The sequence below is a fragment of the Pseudomonas sp. HMSC067G02 genome, from assembly GCF_001813485.1.
GTDB lineage: Bacteria > Pseudomonadota > Gammaproteobacteria > Pseudomonadales > Pseudomonadaceae > Pseudomonas > Pseudomonas aeruginosa.
Genome location: NZ_KV812632.1, coordinates 161168 through 178362, shown reverse-complemented (window position 1 = coordinate 178362; position 17195 = coordinate 161168). Strand labels below are relative to the sequence as shown.

General features: G+C 62.3%; 15 protein-coding genes. 11 read left to right on the top strand and 4 right to left on the bottom strand.

What is annotated here, in order from left to right:
• Positions 1–50: 50 nt before the first annotated feature.
• Together HMPREF2914_RS04760 and HMPREF2914_RS04755 are read right to left on the bottom strand one after the other, a co-directional pair.
• The gene (locus tag HMPREF2914_RS04760; protein WP_003108605.1) at positions 51–611 is read right to left on the bottom strand and encodes a hypothetical protein; all 561 of its coding nucleotides are present in this window, start codon (positions 609–611) and stop codon (positions 51–53) included.
• A gap of 386 nt (positions 612–997) precedes the next feature.
• On the bottom strand, positions 998–1636 hold the full coding sequence (locus tag HMPREF2914_RS04755) for an NUDIX hydrolase (protein ID WP_003086228.1): 639 nt from the start codon (positions 1634–1636) through the stop codon (positions 998–1000).
• A 598-nt stretch (positions 1637–2234) separates the two neighbouring features.
• On the opposite strand from HMPREF2914_RS04755, the gene HMPREF2914_RS04750 reads away from it, so the two are divergent.
• The 4 genes from HMPREF2914_RS04750 (at position 2235) to HMPREF2914_RS04735 (ending at position 7060) form a co-directional block, all read left to right on the top strand.
• Positions 2235–2612, top strand: a complete 378-nt coding sequence (locus HMPREF2914_RS04750; RefSeq protein WP_023980761.1) for an Hpt domain-containing protein — start codon at positions 2235–2237, stop codon at positions 2610–2612.
• A 444-nt stretch (positions 2613–3056) separates the two neighbouring features.
• Positions 3057–3674 carry a fimbrial protein gene (locus HMPREF2914_RS04745; protein WP_003086231.1) on the top strand — a complete coding sequence of 206 codons (618 nt, stop codon included), beginning with the start codon at positions 3057–3059 and terminating at the stop codon, positions 3672–3674.
• Positions 3675–3731: 57 nt separating this feature from the next.
• Positions 3732–4445, top strand: a complete 714-nt coding sequence (locus tag HMPREF2914_RS04740) for a fimbrial biogenesis chaperone (RefSeq protein WP_003134048.1) — start codon at positions 3732–3734, stop codon at positions 4443–4445.
• 95 nt (positions 4446–4540) lie between these two features.
• The gene (locus tag HMPREF2914_RS04735; protein WP_023092140.1) at positions 4541–7060 is read left to right on the top strand and encodes a fimbria/pilus outer membrane usher protein; all 2520 of its coding nucleotides are present in this window, start codon (positions 4541–4543) and stop codon (positions 7058–7060) included.
• A 79-nt stretch (positions 7061–7139) separates the two neighbouring features.
• On the opposite strand, the gene HMPREF2914_RS04730 is transcribed toward HMPREF2914_RS04735, so the two are convergent.
• Positions 7140–7661 carry a methylated-DNA--[protein]-cysteine S-methyltransferase gene (locus HMPREF2914_RS04730; RefSeq protein ID WP_003086236.1) on the bottom strand — a complete coding sequence of 174 codons (522 nt, stop codon included), beginning with the start codon at positions 7659–7661 and terminating at the stop codon, positions 7140–7142.
• A gap of 558 nt (positions 7662–8219) precedes the next feature.
• Between HMPREF2914_RS04730 and pqsA the strand changes: the two genes are divergently transcribed.
• The 7 genes from pqsA (at position 8220) to phnB (ending at position 15902) form a co-directional block, all read left to right on the top strand.
• Positions 8220–9773 (top strand): anthranilate--CoA ligase, encoded by a 1554-nt coding sequence (gene pqsA / locus HMPREF2914_RS04725; RefSeq protein WP_003112552.1) that lies wholly within the window; start codon positions 8220–8222, stop codon positions 9771–9773.
• Complete coding sequence (gene pqsB / locus HMPREF2914_RS04720; protein WP_003140753.1) at positions 9767–10618, top strand: 2-heptyl-4(1H)-quinolone synthase subunit PqsB; 852 nt, start codon at positions 9767–9769, stop codon at positions 10616–10618. The genes pqsA and pqsB overlap by 7 nt, the downstream gene beginning before the upstream one ends.
• Positions 10611–11657, top strand: coding sequence for a 2-heptyl-4(1H)-quinolone synthase subunit PqsC (gene pqsC, locus HMPREF2914_RS04715; RefSeq protein ID WP_003108612.1), 1047 nt, complete (start codon positions 10611–10613; stop codon positions 11655–11657). Before pqsB ends, pqsC begins: the two co-directional genes overlap by 8 nt.
• A 42-nt stretch (positions 11658–11699) precedes the next feature.
• Entirely contained in the window at positions 11700–12713 is a 1014-nt protein-coding gene (gene pqsD / locus HMPREF2914_RS04710; protein WP_003086245.1) for an anthraniloyl-CoA anthraniloyltransferase, read from the top strand.
• Positions 12707–13612 (top strand): 2-aminobenzoylacetyl-CoA thioesterase PqsE, encoded by a 906-nt coding sequence (gene pqsE, locus HMPREF2914_RS04705; protein WP_003086247.1) that lies wholly within the window; start codon positions 12707–12709, stop codon positions 13610–13612. Before pqsD ends, pqsE begins: the two co-directional genes overlap by 7 nt.
• 117 nt (positions 13613–13729) lie before the next feature.
• Complete coding sequence (locus HMPREF2914_RS04700) at positions 13730–15322, top strand: anthranilate synthase component 1 (RefSeq protein ID WP_023980762.1); 1593 nt, start codon at positions 13730–13732, stop codon at positions 15320–15322.
• Complete coding sequence (gene phnB, locus HMPREF2914_RS04695) at positions 15300–15902, top strand: anthranilate synthase component II (protein ID WP_023092138.1); 603 nt, start codon at positions 15300–15302, stop codon at positions 15900–15902. Before HMPREF2914_RS04700 ends, phnB begins: the two co-directional genes overlap by 23 nt.
• On the opposite strand, the gene mvfR is transcribed toward phnB, so the two are convergent.
• Entirely contained in the window at positions 15855–16853 is a 999-nt protein-coding gene (gene mvfR, locus HMPREF2914_RS04690) for a multiple virulence factor transcriptional regulator MvfR (protein ID WP_003086252.1), read from the bottom strand. The two genes, phnB and mvfR, sit on opposite strands and share 48 nt — an antisense overlap.
• Between the last annotated feature and the right edge of the window lie 342 nt (positions 16854–17195).

The following is a 17195-nucleotide window of genomic DNA, read 5'->3' as shown; positions in this document are numbered from 1 at the left end:
CCTGCTCCGTGGCGCTCCGGAGGAGGGCGGCAAGCCGCCTTCCTTCATTTCTACTCGTTGCCGAGCATCGCATCCAGATCGCGCATGGTCTGTTTCTTGGCCTGGACGCCCTGCAGTTCGACGAACATTGCCTGGACGGTCTGCACCATGCGCGCAATGGGCATCTTGCCCAGCGGCAACATCTGGTTGTTGTCGCGGATGGCCGGGGCGCAGACGAAGGCGAACGAGCGTTGCAGCCAATAATCGTATTTCTCCGGGTCGATCCAGCCGTCGACGGTTTTCACGTTGGTGATGACGTTGTCGATGCGGCGCATGGCACGCGCGTTGTCGAAGCGAACCCTGCGCTCCTTGCACTTGAACTGGACCTCGTAGGCCGTCAGCGTCGGCATCGACCGGTCTTCGAATAGCTGGATGATCTGCGCCGACTGGATACCTTTGGGTTGCTGCAAGATGCCGGTGGCGTTGGCGACGAATACCTCGTTGTTGTAGCGTTCGCCCTTGCCGTAGACGATCCAGTAGTCGCCGGTGCTTTCGGCGACCGCAGTCGTTGCCGTGCAGATGAAGGCGAGCGGCAGCAGCCAGCGCCGAGCATGAAGGAATGGTTTGCCCATGAGTTCGTCCTTGAATGTCTTGTTCCCGACCGCGGAGGGTCATCCAAGGGACGAATCATAGGTGCATCCCAAGGTGAGGGTCGACTAGCACGGATGAGCTATGGACGAAGCGGGGGAAACTCGCTCGGAGCTTGCTCTATCGGCACGTTCGGGATGGTCGGGCGGCTGACGCCTCGGGTGCGCTCCGGCACGCATTCGAGCGAGAACGACGGGCTGGCTTTACTGCTCGGAAGGCACGCTGCACCGCTGTTGGCGGCGTCAAGCTGCCGGCGATGGGGGAGGGCGGCAGGCGCTCATCGGCTGGTCGGTCGATCTGCCGGGTGCGCCTGCTGGACGCCGTTGGGGTCAGGCCGTCTGCCGCGCGATGACTCCATGAGGTCTGCAGCCTAGTCGAAAAGCGCCTCTGGCGTTCCTGCGCGGATTCGCTGCCATAACGTCTGGATCTGCGAGGCCAGTACCCGGTGCTCGGAAAGCGGCGGCAAGGCGTCCACCGGAAAGTACTCGGCCGCCGACGTTTCGTCCGTTTGTTGCTGAAGCCTGCCACCGGTGACGTGGCAGAAGAAGAAAGCTTTCAACGCATGCGGCAGTTGGGGAGGGTGGGGATGCTTGTGCTTGTCCAGCAATGCCAACAGGCGTATCGCTCGGACTTCCAGTCCGCTCTCTTCCTGGGTTTCGCGAACTACCGCATCTGCCGGCGACTCGTTTACGTCGCACCAGCCGCCCGGTAGGGTCCAGCGACCATCCGAGGCCTCGCGGACCAGCAGGACCCGCTGTTGCGAGTCGAGGATCAACGCACGGACGTCCAGTTTCGGGGTCGGGTAGTGGCTGTCCAGGGCGATCCAGTTCTCGACCCGTTCGTACGCTACCCCCTGGTCGCTGGCGATGAATTCGGCGACGGCATGCTGGAGCGCGCGAAAGCGTCCGATGTCGAAGCGGTCCTTGGAAAAGGCGAGACCGGCCTGGGCGGTGGACAGTATCAATTCCAGAAGATGGGCAAGCGCCCTGGGATCGCTGACCGATGGCACCTTTCCTTCCGTTTTTTCGGCCTTCGGGTGGTCCGCGTCGTGCGAGCCGTCCAATGGTTGTGCCATAGATAGAACCCTCGCTGCTCGATGATCTGTAGAGCTGGTTTTCAACCAGGTGTTCCCTGCGTCTTCCTCGTATGCCTGTGCACGCCAATAGTGGTTCATCAAACCCTGGTTGCGACCGTCGCTTTCCAACACATGCGCGTAACCCAGGTTCGCGTGTCGCAGCGATGGCTCCACTGCCAGGTTCGCTTCGAACCTTCAGGCGGTCGCAACTGATGACGCCTCTTCGCACAGACTTACCGTAGGAGTTTCCCTCCCCGAAACGAGCGGTCGGGCCGGCTGCGGTCGGCTGGCAAAGGTAGACTCCGTGCCGGCCATGAGCGTTTCCAGGGCCGTTTGGGGCCGTTCGATGAGGCGCAACAAGCGATGCTCCCCTGTTTGGACGGCAGAGGCGGAGGCAATTCCCTTATGCTGCTTGCGGATAACTGGCCCGGACGGCATATACGGCCTTGTCGTTCTACGGATGCCTGGAGTCCCGCAGGCGGGACAGCGCAATGCGCAGTGACCTTCCTTTAAGCATATCGATGGAGTCTGTATGAAAGCGCTTGGTTCGGAATCGCCGATGGAAAGTCTTTTCGACATTCGTTCGCTGGAGGCCATTACCGGCGGCGAGCCGGCTGCATTGCGGCGGTTGCTGGAAACTTTATTGGCCAGCAGTCGGGATGATCGTACTCGGTTGGCGGAATTGCTTGAACTCGCAGACCTGCAAGGAGTGGCCGAACTTGCGCACAGGATAAAAGGGGCTGCGAGGGTGGTGGGCAGCAGCCTATTGGTCGAGTCTTGTTCCTGCCTTGAAAAGGCTTGCCAGAACCCATCGGAGACTTCCGAGCGGATAGCCAATCTGGCCTCTTCATTGGAAGGCAAACTAAGTGCGTTCGAAATCAGTATCTCAACCGAATTGGCAAGGCTCTAGAGATCGGGCCGGATAGAACTTTCAGAAGCTGTTCAGGTTTCTCCATAACCTGAATCGCCTCTATTCTCCAGCATGGATTTCTCGAACCCATAAGCTCCGCGTTTGCTGCTGGGGCAATGGGGTAATTGGGTACTTGCTGGGTTTGCTTTGATTTGTCTTGGTTTTTCATTCTTCCATATAAGAGGCGCTATCGAAGCTGATGGCGCTTCTTTCGGATCGTTCATTGTCTTTGGCTGTTGGTGGCAGCGAGCTTGTGGTGTCGGAGGGTTTTTAACTACGAGGTTTTTGGCGCTTGTAGGAAACTTCATACAAGCACTGGGGAAGTTTCACACGATTGCCTGGGAAGTGCTTCGTTGTCGTTCTATTCGGCTTTTCGGAGAATGTTGCTGGCTCTTATAGAGTTCAAAAATCGCAACACTTTCACTGTCAAAAGGAAGCTCAATCGTGTCCATTTCCATGAAAAGCATTCTGGCTGCCGCAGTAGCCAGCCTGGTCGTCGGCAATGCCATGGCGGCAGACGGCACCATCAATTTCAAAGGTGAAATCACCGCGGCTGCTTGCAGCATCACTGGAGGTGCTGGCACCACCGTTGGCGGTGCAGCGGGCAACCAGACCATCGACGTAAACCTCGGCAAGATCAGCATCGACTCGCTGAGCGGCACCGCGGGCGGCAGCATCGCTGGTGGTACCAGCCTGAATCTGAACCTGGACTGTGGCAAGACCGGTACCGGTCTGACCACCGTGAAGCTGAAGTTCGACCCGATGTCCGGTACCGGCATCGATTCGCACAACGAAAGCCTGCTGAAGCTTGGTAAAGACTCCACTGCCACTGGCGTCGGTATTGGCATCTATGGTTCCGATGGCAAGCTGCTGAACCTGTCGGCGAACGAGACCATTGATGCACCCTTGAATTCCAGGGTTGAAAAAGATGGCGAAGGCCAAGACATCACCCTTTACAGCGCCAATCTGAATCTGCGGGCTGCTTACGTAAAGTCTGGCGCTGCGGCCGCTACGGCAGGTGTTGCCAACGGCTCCCTGCCCTTCACCCTGGAATACAACTAAGTTCTGCTACATGGGCGGGGTATGTATATACCCCGCTCCATGAGGTGTGAGTTCGTCATGAAATATCCATTTTCTTCCAGAGTTATCTGGGGCGGCATCCTTTTGCTTTTTTCCACCCTTGCCAATGCGGGAATCACACTGGGAGGAACCCGGGTCGTTCTGCAGGCGCCTGCCAAGGAGGCTGCAATCCTGGTCAGGAACCAGGCTTCCAAGGACGTGATGATTCAATCCTGGGTAGAGGCTGATAATGGGGCAGATAATCGCGAGGTCCCGTTTGCCATCACGCCTGCCCTAAGTCGTTTGGGAGGCAACAAGCAGCAAACCCTGCGTATCCTGTTTCAAGGGGAAGGCTTGCCGAGCGACAGGGAATCCGTATTCCGCCTGAACGTCCAGGAAATTCCGCAAAAATCTGCGTCGGCTAATACGTTGCAGATAGCTTTGCGCCAGCGTATCAAGGTCTTCTACCGCCCCGATAACTTGTCGGGAACTTCCGCCGAAGCGCCTGGAAAGTTGATCTGGCGTCTTGTTCGGCAGGGAGGTAAGTCGGTTGTCGAAGTTTCCAACGATACTGCGTTTCATGTCTCTTTCGCCAACGTGAAATTAAAAGCTGGCAATGCCTCCTATGTCGTTGATGCCGACATGGTCGCGCCGAAGTCGAGTCGCCGATTCGAAATCAAGGGAACTCCCCCCGGCGTTTCTGGAAATATCGAGTTCCAGAGCGTAAATGACTATGGCGGCCTCGATAAACATTCCAGCTCCTTATCCGACTGAAGCTCAGAAGAGCAGAAGGGCAGAAGAGCTGCTCTTAACTTCCCCTATGGATGGGTTTTTCCGGTTTGTCGGAAATTAGTCCAAGGAATATTCGCGTGGCCATATTTAGGAAAAGGTTCGACCTCAAGGTGTCCGTCTATTCCAGGTCTTCCTGTCTCGTGGCCTTGGGATTGGCTTTGCCTGCCGTAACTTCCGCGGTGGAATTCAACGCCGAGTTCCTGAACAACGAGGGCGGGGCGCCCGTTGAACTGAAGTATTTCGAGAACGGCAACTCGGTGTCGCCCGGCACTTACAGCGTCGACATTCATTTGAACCAGATCATGATCCGGCGCGAAGATGTCGTGTTCAGTGCCGATCCCGACACCGGAAGCGTTCGCCCGATCATTCGGATGGGCCTGCTCAAGGAGATTGGGGTCGATATCGCCCGGCTGACTCGGGACAAGCTCATTCCGGCCAACCTGGAAAACAATACGCCCCTGAATGTCGCCGAACTCATCCCCGGTGCATCCGTAGAGTTCGACGTCAACAGCCTTTCCCTGCTGGTCAGCATTCCACAGCTGTATGTACAGCGGCACTCGCGTGGCTATGTGGATCCCTCTCTTTGGGATGACGGCGTCACCGCGTTGTTTTCCAACTACCAGGCCAACTTCACGCGCAACACCAATTTTGGCCAGAACAGCGATTACCGCTACCTGGGTCTGCGCAACGGCTTCAACCTGTTTGGCTGGCGCCTGCGCAACGACTCTTCCCTGAGCGGAGGTACCGGCATGCGCAACAAGTTCAGTAGCAACCGTACCTATGTGGAACGTGACATTCGTGCCCTGAAGGGGACCTTGTCCCTCGGTGAGTTGTATACCTCCGCTCAGGGGGATGCTTTCGAGAGCGTGCGTATGCGCGGCGTGCAACTGCAATCCGATATCGGCATGCTGCCCGACAACGAGATCAGCTATACCCCGGTGGTGCGCGGTATCGCTGAAACCAATGCGACGGTCGAGGTGAGTCAGAATGGCTTCGTGATCTATTCCACCAACGTACCGCCCGGTGCGTTCGAGATCACCGACATCTATCCCAGCGGCTCCAATGGCGACCTGGAGGTCAAGATCATCGAGGCGGACGGACGCCAGCGGTCCTTCAAGCAGTCCTATTCCTACCTGCCGGTCATGACCCGCAAGGGGAACCTGCGCTATGGCCTGGCCGCCGGTGAATACCATAATGACGGCCAGCCGTCGGTCAACCTGCTCCAGGGATCGGCTGTGTATGGCTTGTCCGACAGGGTTACCGGCTTTGGCGGCCTGCTGGCTGCGGAGAAGTACAATGCCACCAACCTGGGCCTCGGCTTCAACACGCCCCTGGGCGGTCTTTCTGCGGACGTGACCCATAGCCAGTCCCGCACGCGACGGGGTGGGCGCAACCAGGGGCAGAGTCTGCGGCTTCTCTATTCCAAGACCATCAACGCCACCGAAACCAGCTTTACCGTGGTGGGCTATCGCTATTCCACGGAAGGCTACCGTACTCTCAGCCAACATATCGACGACATGTCCGACGAGAGCTACCTCTATGGCTCAAGTTCCAGTCGGCAGAAGAGCCGCATAGACCTGACGGTGAACCAGACGCTGTTCCGACGCAGTTCGCTCTATCTCACGGCGGGCGAAACCACATATTGGAATCGCCCCGGCAGCAGCCGTCGCGTGCAGTTCGGCTTCAGCAGCGGCATCAAGCGCGCGAGCTACAGCCTGGCGGTTTCCCGTACCCAGGAGACGGGGTCGTTCGGGCGCTCCGATACCCAGTTCACGGCCTCCGTCAGCATCCCCTTGGGCGGTAGCGCACGCTCCAGTCAGGTATATGCCAATGCCGTGAGTTCACAGCATGGTGATTCGAGTCTGAACACCGGTATCTCCGGATACCTGGATGAAGCCAATGCGTTCAACTACAGCGCACAGGCCAACTACAGCAAGGACGGCGGCAACTCCGGCAGCGTCGGCCTGGGTTGGGACACGTCCAAGGCCAAGTTGTCCGCCAATTACAGCCAGGGGCGTGACAACAAGCAGATCAACCTGGGAGCAAGCGGTTCGGTAGTGGTGCATCCGGGGGGAGTGACCTTCGGCCAGCCGGTGGGGGAAACGTTCGGCCTGGTGGAGGTTCCGGAGGTTGGCGGCGTCGGCCTCGACGGCTACTCTTCGGTTCGCACCGACGGCCGTGGCTATGCCGTGCTCCCCTACATGCAACCCTATCGTTACAACTGGGTGAACCTGGATACCAATACCCTTGGAAGCGATACCGAGATCAGCGACAGCACGCAAATGGCCGTGCCGACCCGGGGCGCCGTGGTTGCCAAGCGTTTCTCCGCGGAGTCCGGTCGGCGGGTGCAGTTCGTCCTGAGCATGGAGTCTGAAGGAAAGATTCCCTTCGGTGCACAGGCATACGACAAGGAAGAGCGGGTCGTGGGAATGGTCGACAACCTGTCCCGTTTGCTGGTGTTTGGTATCGAGGACCAGGGGCGCCTGTCCATTCGCTGGAGCGATGGCTCCTGTTCCGTCGACTATCAGTTGCCGCCCAGGAACAAGGATCTGACTTACGAACGAGTTGCGCTCAGTTGCCGTCGGTCCTCGATCTGAAATGCCCCTGCTGCAGTCGGGTCAAGGCAAAAGGCGAGGACTTTCCCGCTGAACACCGGGCGCGAGGGCAAGCGGCAGCTCACTCGTCCTCGATCATGCTCAACAGATCCGGTGTCCTGCCTCGGGTTTCCAAGCGCAGCAACCACTGCTTGGCGGCCAACCCACCGGCGAAACCGGTGAGGCCGCCAGAGGCTCCGATCACCCTATGGCAAGGTGCAACAATGGACAGTGGGTTCCGTCCGTTGGCGGCTCCAACCGCCCGTACTGCGTTGGGGCTGCCGATCTGCACGGCTATTTCCGTATAGCTGCGGGTCTCGCCGAATGGAATGGTGAGCAGGGCGGACCAGACCTTTTTCTGAAATTCGGTACCTTGGAAGTCGAGCGGGAGTTCGAACCGGGAACGTTTGCCGGAAAAATATTCCCGCAACTGGCGTTCGGTTTCCGCCAGGAGGGAGCTGTCCTCGGAGAGGCGCATCTCGTCCAGCGGTACTCGGTTGGGACGCTCATGCTGCCAAAGAATCGCGACCAGAAAGGCATCGTCCCTGGCTACCAGGGTCAGTGTCCCGACCGGCGATTCCATTTTCCTGTAGCTATGGGGCATGTAGGTGTCCTCTTCGGCAGGATCGCCCAGTGTACTACGCAATGGGATTTCAACAGGGAGGCCTGCAAATGGCAGGCGAGACGGGGTGGAGCGCTATCGGCCCGATGGATGGCCGCTCGCTTCCAGGCATGCCGTCGCCCCCGTGGAGCCCAGGCCGAGCGCCTCGAACTGTGAGATCTGGGAGGCGATTTGCCGAGCAAAGTGGGTTGTCATTGGTTTGCCATCTCATGGGTTCGGACGAGGCCTCGAGCAAGGGTTGTAACGGTTTTTGTCTGGCCGATGGGGCTCTTGCGTAAAAAGGCTGCCGCCCTTCTTGCTTGGTTGCCGTTCTCGGATCCCGCGCAGCCCGGTGGGTGTGCCAAATTTCTCGCGGTTTGGATCGCGCCGATTGCCGCGGCCTACGAAGCCCGTGGTTCTTCTCCCCGAAACTTTTTCGTTCGGACTCCGAATATCGCGCTTCGCCCAGCGCCGCTAGTTTCCCGTTCCTGACAAAGCAAGCGCTCTGGCTCAGGTATCTCCTGATCCGGATGCATATCGCTGAAGAGGGAACGTTCTGTCATGTCCACATTGGCCAACCTGACCGAGGTTCTGTTCCGCCTCGATTTCGATCCCGATACCGCCGTTTATCACTATCGGGGCCAGACTCTCAGCCGGCTGCAATGCCGGACCTACATTCTCTCCCAGGCCAGCCAACTGGCCCGCCTGCTCAAGCCCGGCGATCGCGTGGTGCTGGCGTTGAACGACTCGCCTTCGCTGGCCTGCCTGTTCCTGGCCTGCATCGCGGTCGGCGCCATTCCCGCCGTGATCAATCCCAAGTCCCGCGAGCAGGCCCTGGCCGATATCGCTGCCGACTGCCAGGCCAGCCTGGTGGTGCGTGAAGCCGATGCACCGTCGCTGAGCGGTCCTTTGGCGCCGTTGACCCTGCGTGCGGCCGCCGGTCGCCCTTTGCTCGACGATTTCTCGCTGGACGCGCTGGTCGGTCCTGCGGACCTCGATTGGAGTGCCTTCCATCGCCAGGACCCGGCGGCAGCCTGTTTCCTGCAATACACCTCGGGTTCCACCGGGGCGCCCAAGGGGGTGATGCACAGCCTGCGCAACACGCTCGGTTTCTGCCGGGCGTTCGCTACGGAGTTGCTGGCATTGCAGGCGGGAGACCGGCTGTATTCGATTCCCAAGATGTTCTTCGGCTATGGCATGGGCAACAGCCTGTTCTTTCCCTGGTTCAGCGGAGCCTCGGCGCTGCTCGACGATACCTGGCCGAGCCCGGAGCGGGTTCTGGAGAACCTGGTCGCCTTCCGCCCCCGGGTCCTGTTTGGGGTGCCGGCCATCTATGCCTCGCTGCGTCCGCAGGCCAGGGAGCTGTTGAGCAGCGTGCGCCTGGCGTTTTCCGCCGGCTCGCCGCTGCCGCGCGGCGAGTTCGAATTCTGGGCCGCGCACGGGCTGGAGATCTGCGACGGCATCGGGGCTACCGAGGTCGGCCATGTGTTCCTCGCCAACCGCCCGGGCCAGGCGCGTGCCGACAGCACCGGGCTGCCGTTGCCTGGCTATGAGTGCCGGCTGGTGGACCGCGAAGGACACACTATCGAGGAAGCGGGCCGGCAAGGCGTGCTGTTGGTGCGTGGCCCAGGGCTGAGTCCGGGTTACTGGCGGGCCAGCGAAGAGCAGCAGGCGCGCTTCGCAGGTGGCTGGTACCGCACCGGCGACCTGTTCGAGCGCGACGAGTCGGGTGCCTACCGTCACTGTGGGCGGGAAGACGATCTGTTCAAGGTGAATGGCCGCTGGGTGGTGCCGACCCAGGTCGAGCAGGCGATCTGCCGTCATCTGCCGGAAGTGAGCGAGGCGGTTCTGGTTCCTACCTGCCGGCTGCACGACGGCTTGCGTCCGACCCTGTTCGTCACCCTGGCCACTCCGCTGGACGACAACCAGATCCTGCTGGCGCAGCGTATCGACCAGCATCTCGCCGAACAGATTCCCTCGCACATGCTGCCTAGCCAATTGCATGTGCTGCCGGCCTTGCCGCGCAACGACAACGGCAAGTTGGCGCGCGCCGAGCTGCGCCACCTGGCCGACACCCTTTATCACGACAACCTTCCGGAGGAACGGGCATGTTGATTCAGGCTGTGGGGGTGAACCTGCCCCCATCCTATGTGTGTCTGGAGGGGCCGCTGGGAGGCGAACGCCCTCGCGCCCAGGGCGACGAGATGCTGATGCAGCGCTTGCTGCCGGCGGTTCGCGAAGCCCTGGACGAGGCGGCGGTCAAGCCCGAGGAGATCGACCTGATCGTCGGCCTCGCCCTGTCTCCCGACCATCTGATCGAGAACCGCGACATCATGGCGCCGAAGATCGGCCATCCGTTGCAGAAGATCCTCGGCGCGAATCGCGCGCATGTCTTCGACCTCACCGACTCGAGCCTGGCTCGCGCCCTCTACGTGGTCGATACCCTCGCCAGCGACCAGGGCTATCGCAACGTCCTGGTCGTGCGCGGCGAATCCAGCCAGGGATTGGAAGTGGACAGCGAGTCTGGCTTCGCCCTTGCCGACGGCGCCCTAGCGCTGCTCTGCCGGCCGACCGGCAAGGCCGCGTTCCGTCGCGGTGCGCTGGGCGGTGATCCGGCGCAGGAATGGCTGCCGCTGAGCATTCCGCTGAATACCGATATTCGCCAGGTAGGCGACGTCAAGGGGCACCTCAACCTGCCGGCCCAACCTGGATTGCCCGAAGCGGTACGCGCCGGATTCACCCGTCTGGCCGGGGACTTCCCGCAACTGAACTGGGTGCGCGAGGAATGGTTCGGCCAGGGACGGCCCGATGGTCGTTGCCTGGGGCCGTTCGAGCTGGCGTCGCAACTGCGCGCGGCGCAGCGCGACCGTCTGGATGAACTGCTGCTCATCAGCTTCGATCCGTTCGGCATGGTGGTGGAGGGCGTGACCCTGGAACTGGCGGGAGAAGCTCATGCATAAGGTCAAACTGGCAGCGATCACCTGTGAACTTCCGGCTCGCAGCTACGAAAACGACGATCCGGTGTTCGCTGCGGTACCGGACCTCAGCGAGTCCTGGTGGCAATTCTGGGGCGTCAATCGGCGGGGCTATTTCGACCCGCGGAACGGTGAGAACGAGTTCAGCCTGGTGGTCCGGGCCGCCGAGCGCCTGCTGCGCAGCAGCGATACCGCGCCGGATAGCGTGGACATGCTGATCTGTTCGGCTTCCTCGCCGATCATGACCGACGCCGGCGATGTCCTGCCGGACCTGCGCGGGCGTCTCTATCCGCGCATGGCCAACGTGCTGTCCAAGCAGCTCGGCCTGAGCCGGGCGCTGCCATTGGATTCGCAGATGGAGTGCGCCAGCTTCCTGCTCAACCTGCGCCTGGCAGCGAGCATGATCCGCCAGGGCAAGGCCGAGAAAGTGCTGGTGGTGTGCAGCGAGTACATCTCCAACCTGCTCGACTTCACCTCGCGTACCTCGACCCTGTTCGCCGATGGCTGCGCGGTGGCCCTGCTGACCCGCGGCGACGACGACAGCTGCGATCTGCTGGCTTCGGCCGAACACAGCGACGCCACGTTCTATGAAGTGGCCACCGGTCGCTGGCGCCTGCCGGAAAACCCGACCGGCGAGGCCAAGCCGCGGCTGTATTTCTCGTTGTTCAGCGACGGCCAGAACAAGATGGCCAGCTTCGTCCCGACCAACGTGCCGATCGCGATGCGCCGGGCGTTGGAAAAGGCCGGCCTGGGCAGCGATGACATCGATTATTTCGTCTTCCACCAGCCAGCGCCGTTCCTGGTCAAAGCCTGGGCCGAGGGCATCGGTGCCCGTCCGGAGCAGTACCAGCTGACGATGGGCGATACCGGCGTGATGATCTCCGTTTCCATCCCGTACACCCTGATGACCGGCCTGCGCGAGGGCAAGATCCGCCCCGGCGATCGTATCGTCATGGCCGGCGCAGCCACCGGCTGGGGTTTCGCCGCCCAGGTCTGGCAATTGGGCGAGGTGCTGGTGTGCTGAGGCATCGCCATGTTGAACCACGGTGTCCGAGGAGGGCTGCACATGGGTAATCCGATCCTGGCCGGGCTGGGTTTCAGCCTGCCGAAACGCCAGGTCAGCAATCATGACCTGGTAGGGCGCATCAACACGTCGGATGAGTTCATCGTTGAACGCACCGGCGTACGCACCCGCTATCACGTCGAGCCGGAACAGGCGGTCAGCGCGCTGATGGTGCCGGCGGCGCGCCAGGCCATCGAGGCTGCCGGGCTGCTGCCGGAGGACATCGACCTGTTGCTGGTGAACACCCTGTCGCCGGACCACCACGACCCGTCCCAGGCCTGCCTGATCCAGCCGCTGCTGGGCCTGCGGCACATCCCGGTGCTGGATATCCGGGCACAGTGCAGCGGGTTGCTGTACGGCTTGCAGATGGCTCGCGGGCAGATCCTCGCCGGGCTGGCACGGCATGTCCTGGTGGTCTGCGGCGAGGTGCTGTCCAAGCGCATGGACTGTTCGGACCGCGGCCGCAACCTGTCGATCCTGCTCGGCGACGGTGCCGGCGCGGTGGTGGTCAGCGCCGGCGAGAGTCTCGAAGACGGACTGCTGGACCTGCGCCTGGGCGCCGACGGCAACTACTTCGACCTGCTGATGACCGCGGCGCCGGGTAGTGCCTCGCCGACCTTCCTCGATGAGAACGTCCTGCGCGAGGGCGGGGGCGAGTTCCTCATGCGCGGCCGGCCGATGTTCGAGCATGCCAGCCAGACCCTGGTACGGATCGCCGGCGAAATGCTCGTGGCCCATGAGCTGACCTTGGACGACATCGACCATGTGATCTGCCATCAACCGAACCTGCGCATCCTCGATGCGGTGCAGGAGCAACTGGGCATTCCCCAGCACAAGTTCGCGGTGACCGTGGATCGTCTGGGCAACATGGCTTCGGCCTCGACCCCGGTCACGCTGGCGATGTTCTGGCCGGACATCCAGCCCGGACAGCGGGTGCTGGTCCTGACCTACGGTTCCGGCGCGACCTGGGGCGCGGCGCTGTACCGTAAACCTGAGGAGGTGAACCGGCCATGTTGAGGCTTTCGGCTCCCGGTCAACTGGATGATGACCTGTGCCTGTTGGGGGACGTCCAGGTGCCGGTGTTTCTGCTGCGTCTCGGTGAGGCGAGCTGGGCGCTGGTTGAAGGAGGGATCAGCCGGGATGCCGAATTGGTTTGGGCGGACCTGTGCCGCTGGGTCGCCGACCCGTCCCAGGTGCACTACTGGCTGATCACCCACAAGCACTATGACCACTGCGGCCTGCTGCCCTACCTGTGTCCGCGGCTGCCGAACGTACAGGTCCTGGCGTCCGAGCGGACCTGCCAGGCCTGGAAGTCGGAAAGCGCGGTGCGGGTGGTCGAGCGCTTGAACCGGCAACTGTTGCGTGCGGAGCAGCGGTTGCCCGAGGCCTGTGCCTGGGACGCTCTGCCGGTTCGCGCGGTGGCCGACGGCGAGTGGCTGGAGCTGGGACCGCGGCATCGCCTGCAGGTCATAGAGGCTCACGGCCACAGCGACGATCACGTGGTTTTCTACGACGTGCGACGCCGACGCCTGTTCTGCGGCGATGCCCTGGGCGAGTTCGACGAGGCAGAGGGGGTGTGGCGGCCGCTGGTGTTCGACGACATGGAGGCTTACCTGGAGTCCCTGGAACGTCTGCAGCGTCTGCCGACCCTTCTGCAACTGATCCCGGGACACGGCGGCCTGCTGCGGGGGCGGCTGGCCGCGGATGGGGCCGAGTCGGCCTATACCGAGTGTCTGCGCCTGTGCCGGCGGTTGCTCTGGCGCCAGTCCATGGGCGAGTCCCTCGACGAACTGAGCGAGGAGCTGCACCGCGCCTGGGGTGGGCAGAGCGTCGACTTCCTGCCCGGCGAACTGCACCTGGGGAGCATGCGCCGGATGCTGGAGATTCTCTCCCGCCAGGCGCTGCCTCTGGACTGAGACGGGACATCCATTGCGGCGATCGCCGCCGACGGCAGCGGTCGCAATTGGGGGAAAAGGGGGGTTATCGATGATGAACATGCCGTTGCGCGCTAGCGTCGTGCAGGCCAGTCGCCCATGGGCGCGAGGAGGTGGCTCGTGAGCGGGGTTGGCTATCGACTGGAAGAAAGTCTGGAGTACCGCACGCTGGTGCCGGAGGCGCTGTCGATCTGGCGCATGGCCGGCGCCAACCGGATGCTGTTCGACTGCTTCGACGTGGACAGCAAGGCTGCGCGGCGTAGCGTGGCGATCCTTTCCAGCTGCCTGCGCATCGAGTGCTGGGGGCGCGATGTAGTGCTGCGGGCGTTGAACGCCAACGGACGCGCCTTGCTGGCACCGTTGAGCGAGGCCTGTCCGGCCCAGGTCACCTGCTTGCGTGACGGCGACACCCTGCACTGGCGCTTCCCCCAGGAAGAGCCGCATGCGGACGAGTGGCGACGCCTGCATGGCCTGTCCAGCCTGGAGGCGCTGCGCCGCGTGCTCGGAACGCTGGGCGACGCGGAGGAGCCTGCGCTGCTGGGCGGCCTGTTCAGTTTCGACCTGGCCGAGCAGTTCGAACCCTTGCCGGCGCCGGCCGAACCTGCGCGGCATTGCCCGGACTACCTGTTCCTGGTGCCGGAGTTGCTGCTGGATATCGATCACCTGGCGCGCCGGACTTCGCTGCAGGCGTTCGTCCACGATCCGGCCGGGCACGACAGGTTGGCCGCCAGCCTGCGCCAGTGTGCCGACGAATTCCATGGCGCCGTGGAGGAGGCTTCCGAGTCGCCGGTGGCAGGCGTACGGGCCGGCAACTACCAGGTCGACCTGGACGATGCGAGCTTTGCTCGCCAGGTGGAGCGCCTGCAGGCCCACGTGAGGGCCGGCGACGTGTTCCAGATCGTACCGTCGCGCAGCTTCAGCATGCCGTGCGCGGACCCCTGGCGGGCCTATCGCCAGTTGTGCCTGCGCAACCCCAGCCCGTACCGCTTCTTCCTCGATGCGGGGGACTTCTGCCTGTTCGGCGCTTCGCCGGAGTCGGCATTGAAGTACGACGCGGAGAGTCGCGAGGTGGAACTCTACCCCATCGCCGGCACTCGCCCGCGCGGACGCGATGCCCGGGGCGCCATCGATGCGGAACTGGACAATCGCCTGGAAGCGGAGTTGCGCCTGGACGCCAAGGAGATCGCCGAGCACATGATGCTGGTCGACCTGGCGCGCAACGATCTGGCGCGGGTCTGCCGCAGCGGTACGCGGCAGGTGCGCGACATGCTCAAGGTCGATCGCTACAGCCACGTGATGCACCTGGTCTCGCGCGTGGCTGGCGAACTGCATGGCGAACTGGATGCGCTGCATGCCTACCGTGCCTGCCTGAACATGGGCACCCTGGTCGGTGCGCCGAAGGTCCGTGCCATGCAGTTGCTGCGGCAGTACGAGGATGGCTATCGCGGCAGCTACGGTGGCGCGATCGGCATTCTCGACAGCGCCGGCAACCTCGATACCAGCATCGTCATCCGCTCCGCCGAGGTCCGCGAAGGTATCGCGCGGGTCCGGGCAGGCGCCGGCGTGGTGCTGGATTCGGATCCACGGCTGGAGGCCGAGGAAACCCGCAACAAGGCGCTGGCGGTGCTGACCGCCGTGGCCGCTGCCGAACGCGAAAGGGGAGAGCGCGATGCGCATCACGCTGTTGGATAACTTCGATTCCTTCACCTACAACCTGGTTGAGCAGTTCTGCCTGCTCGGCGCGGAGGTCCGGGTGATGCGCAACGATACGCCGTTGCCGACGATCCAGGCGGCATTGCTGGCCGACGGTTGCGAACTGCTGGTGCTGTCGCCGGGGCCCGGTCGGCCGGAAGACGCCGGCTGCATGCTGGAATTGCTCGCCTGGGCCCGCGGGCGCTTGCCGGTGCTCGGCGTCTGCCTCGGCCACCAGGCGCAGGCGCTGGCCGCCGGTGGCGCGGTGGGCGAGGCGAGGAAACCGCTGCATGGCAAGAGCACGTCCCTGCGTTTCGATCAGCATCACCCGCTGTTCGACGGCATCGCTGACCTGCGCGTCGCGCGCTACCACTCGCTGGTGGTCAGTCGCCTGCCGGAAGGTTTCGACTGCCTGGCCGATGCCGATGGTGAGATCATGGCGATGGCCGATCCGCGCAATCGACAGCTGGGCTTGCAGTTCCATCCCGAGTCGATTCTCACCACCCACGGCCAGCGTCTGCTGGAGAACGCTCTACTCTGGTGCGGCGCGCTGGCGGTACGCGAGCGCCTTCGGGCCTGAGCGGCGCTGCACCGTTTCGACGATGCTCGGTTGCCAGGCCGGCGCATCGTCGAAACGCTGGCGGCCCAGTTCGCGCAGGCGCTGGCGGGCGCTTTCGAGAAAGCGCAGGAAGCTGCGCTCGGATTCCAGCGCGGTGTTGTAGTAGCAATACACCTTGGTGTCGATGCCGCCCGGTTCGTAGAGTTCGCTGAGGACTGCCAGGGTACCGTTGCGCAGGCGTTCCTCGACGAAATAATGCGGCGCGATGCCCCATCCGACGCCGGCTTCCACCAGACGCAGCATGTCGTCGAAGTTTTCCACGAAGAGCACCTTGTCGCTGACCGGCCGCAGCAGGTTCGAATGCTGCCCGGAGCGGCTGCCGAGGCTGATCTGCCGGTAATTGGCCAGGCTCGCGATGCTGTGCAGGGAGGCATTGCACAACGGGTGCTGCGGATGGGCGACGACGAACGCCTTGGTGTAGCCGAGCACGCACTGGTTGAAGCGGGAGATCTTCAGTTCCTCGTCGATGGTGATGGCGATATCGATTTCCGCGTTGTCCTGCTTGATCGTCGCCAGGCTATCGGCGGGCGAGGTGCGTATCAGGCTGACCATGTTGAAATCGTCGAGCAGTACGCTGCTCACCGTATCGCAGAACGACGGCGGGATGGCGGTGTCCAGCAGCACCCGGAGATTGCGCGGACCCTTGTTGAGATTGAAGGCGATGTCGCCGATCAGCTGCTGGTAGTTCAGCAGGCTGCGCATGTAAGGGATCAGGCGAAGCGCCTGCTCGGTGGGTTCGACCTTGTAGCCGTCCCGACGGACCAGCTCCACGCACAGGTCGATTTCCAGGTTGCTGACCGCCGAGCTGACCGCGGTGTGCGACTTGCGCAGGATCCGCGCAGCGGAGGAAATCGAACCGGAGGCGATGACCTGGAGGAACATGTTCACGTGATTCAGGTTATGAATAGGCATCCCTTATTCCTTTTATTGGGTGGCGCGTGCCGCTTCCCTTGTTCGGGTCAGGTTGCCGCTACTGTGGAAGAAGCGTCGAGGACTCGATAGATAGCGCCCGAGTGTTTCAACTTGTCTTCTGGATGACGTTTTCATCGGGGAAACCTCCCGTCGGTCAGTGAAGCGCAAGGGCTGGCGTGCGAGGGTGGAATCGGCCGCCGGCTCGCTTTCTGCGCGGCGGGCGCACGGCACGGGGAGTCGTCGTTTTGGAGGTGAGGGATGACGGCTCTGTTTCAGGATATTTTTATAATTATGTGAAAGAAGAGCTTATTTCAACGAAATATGTTTCATATTGCTCGTAAA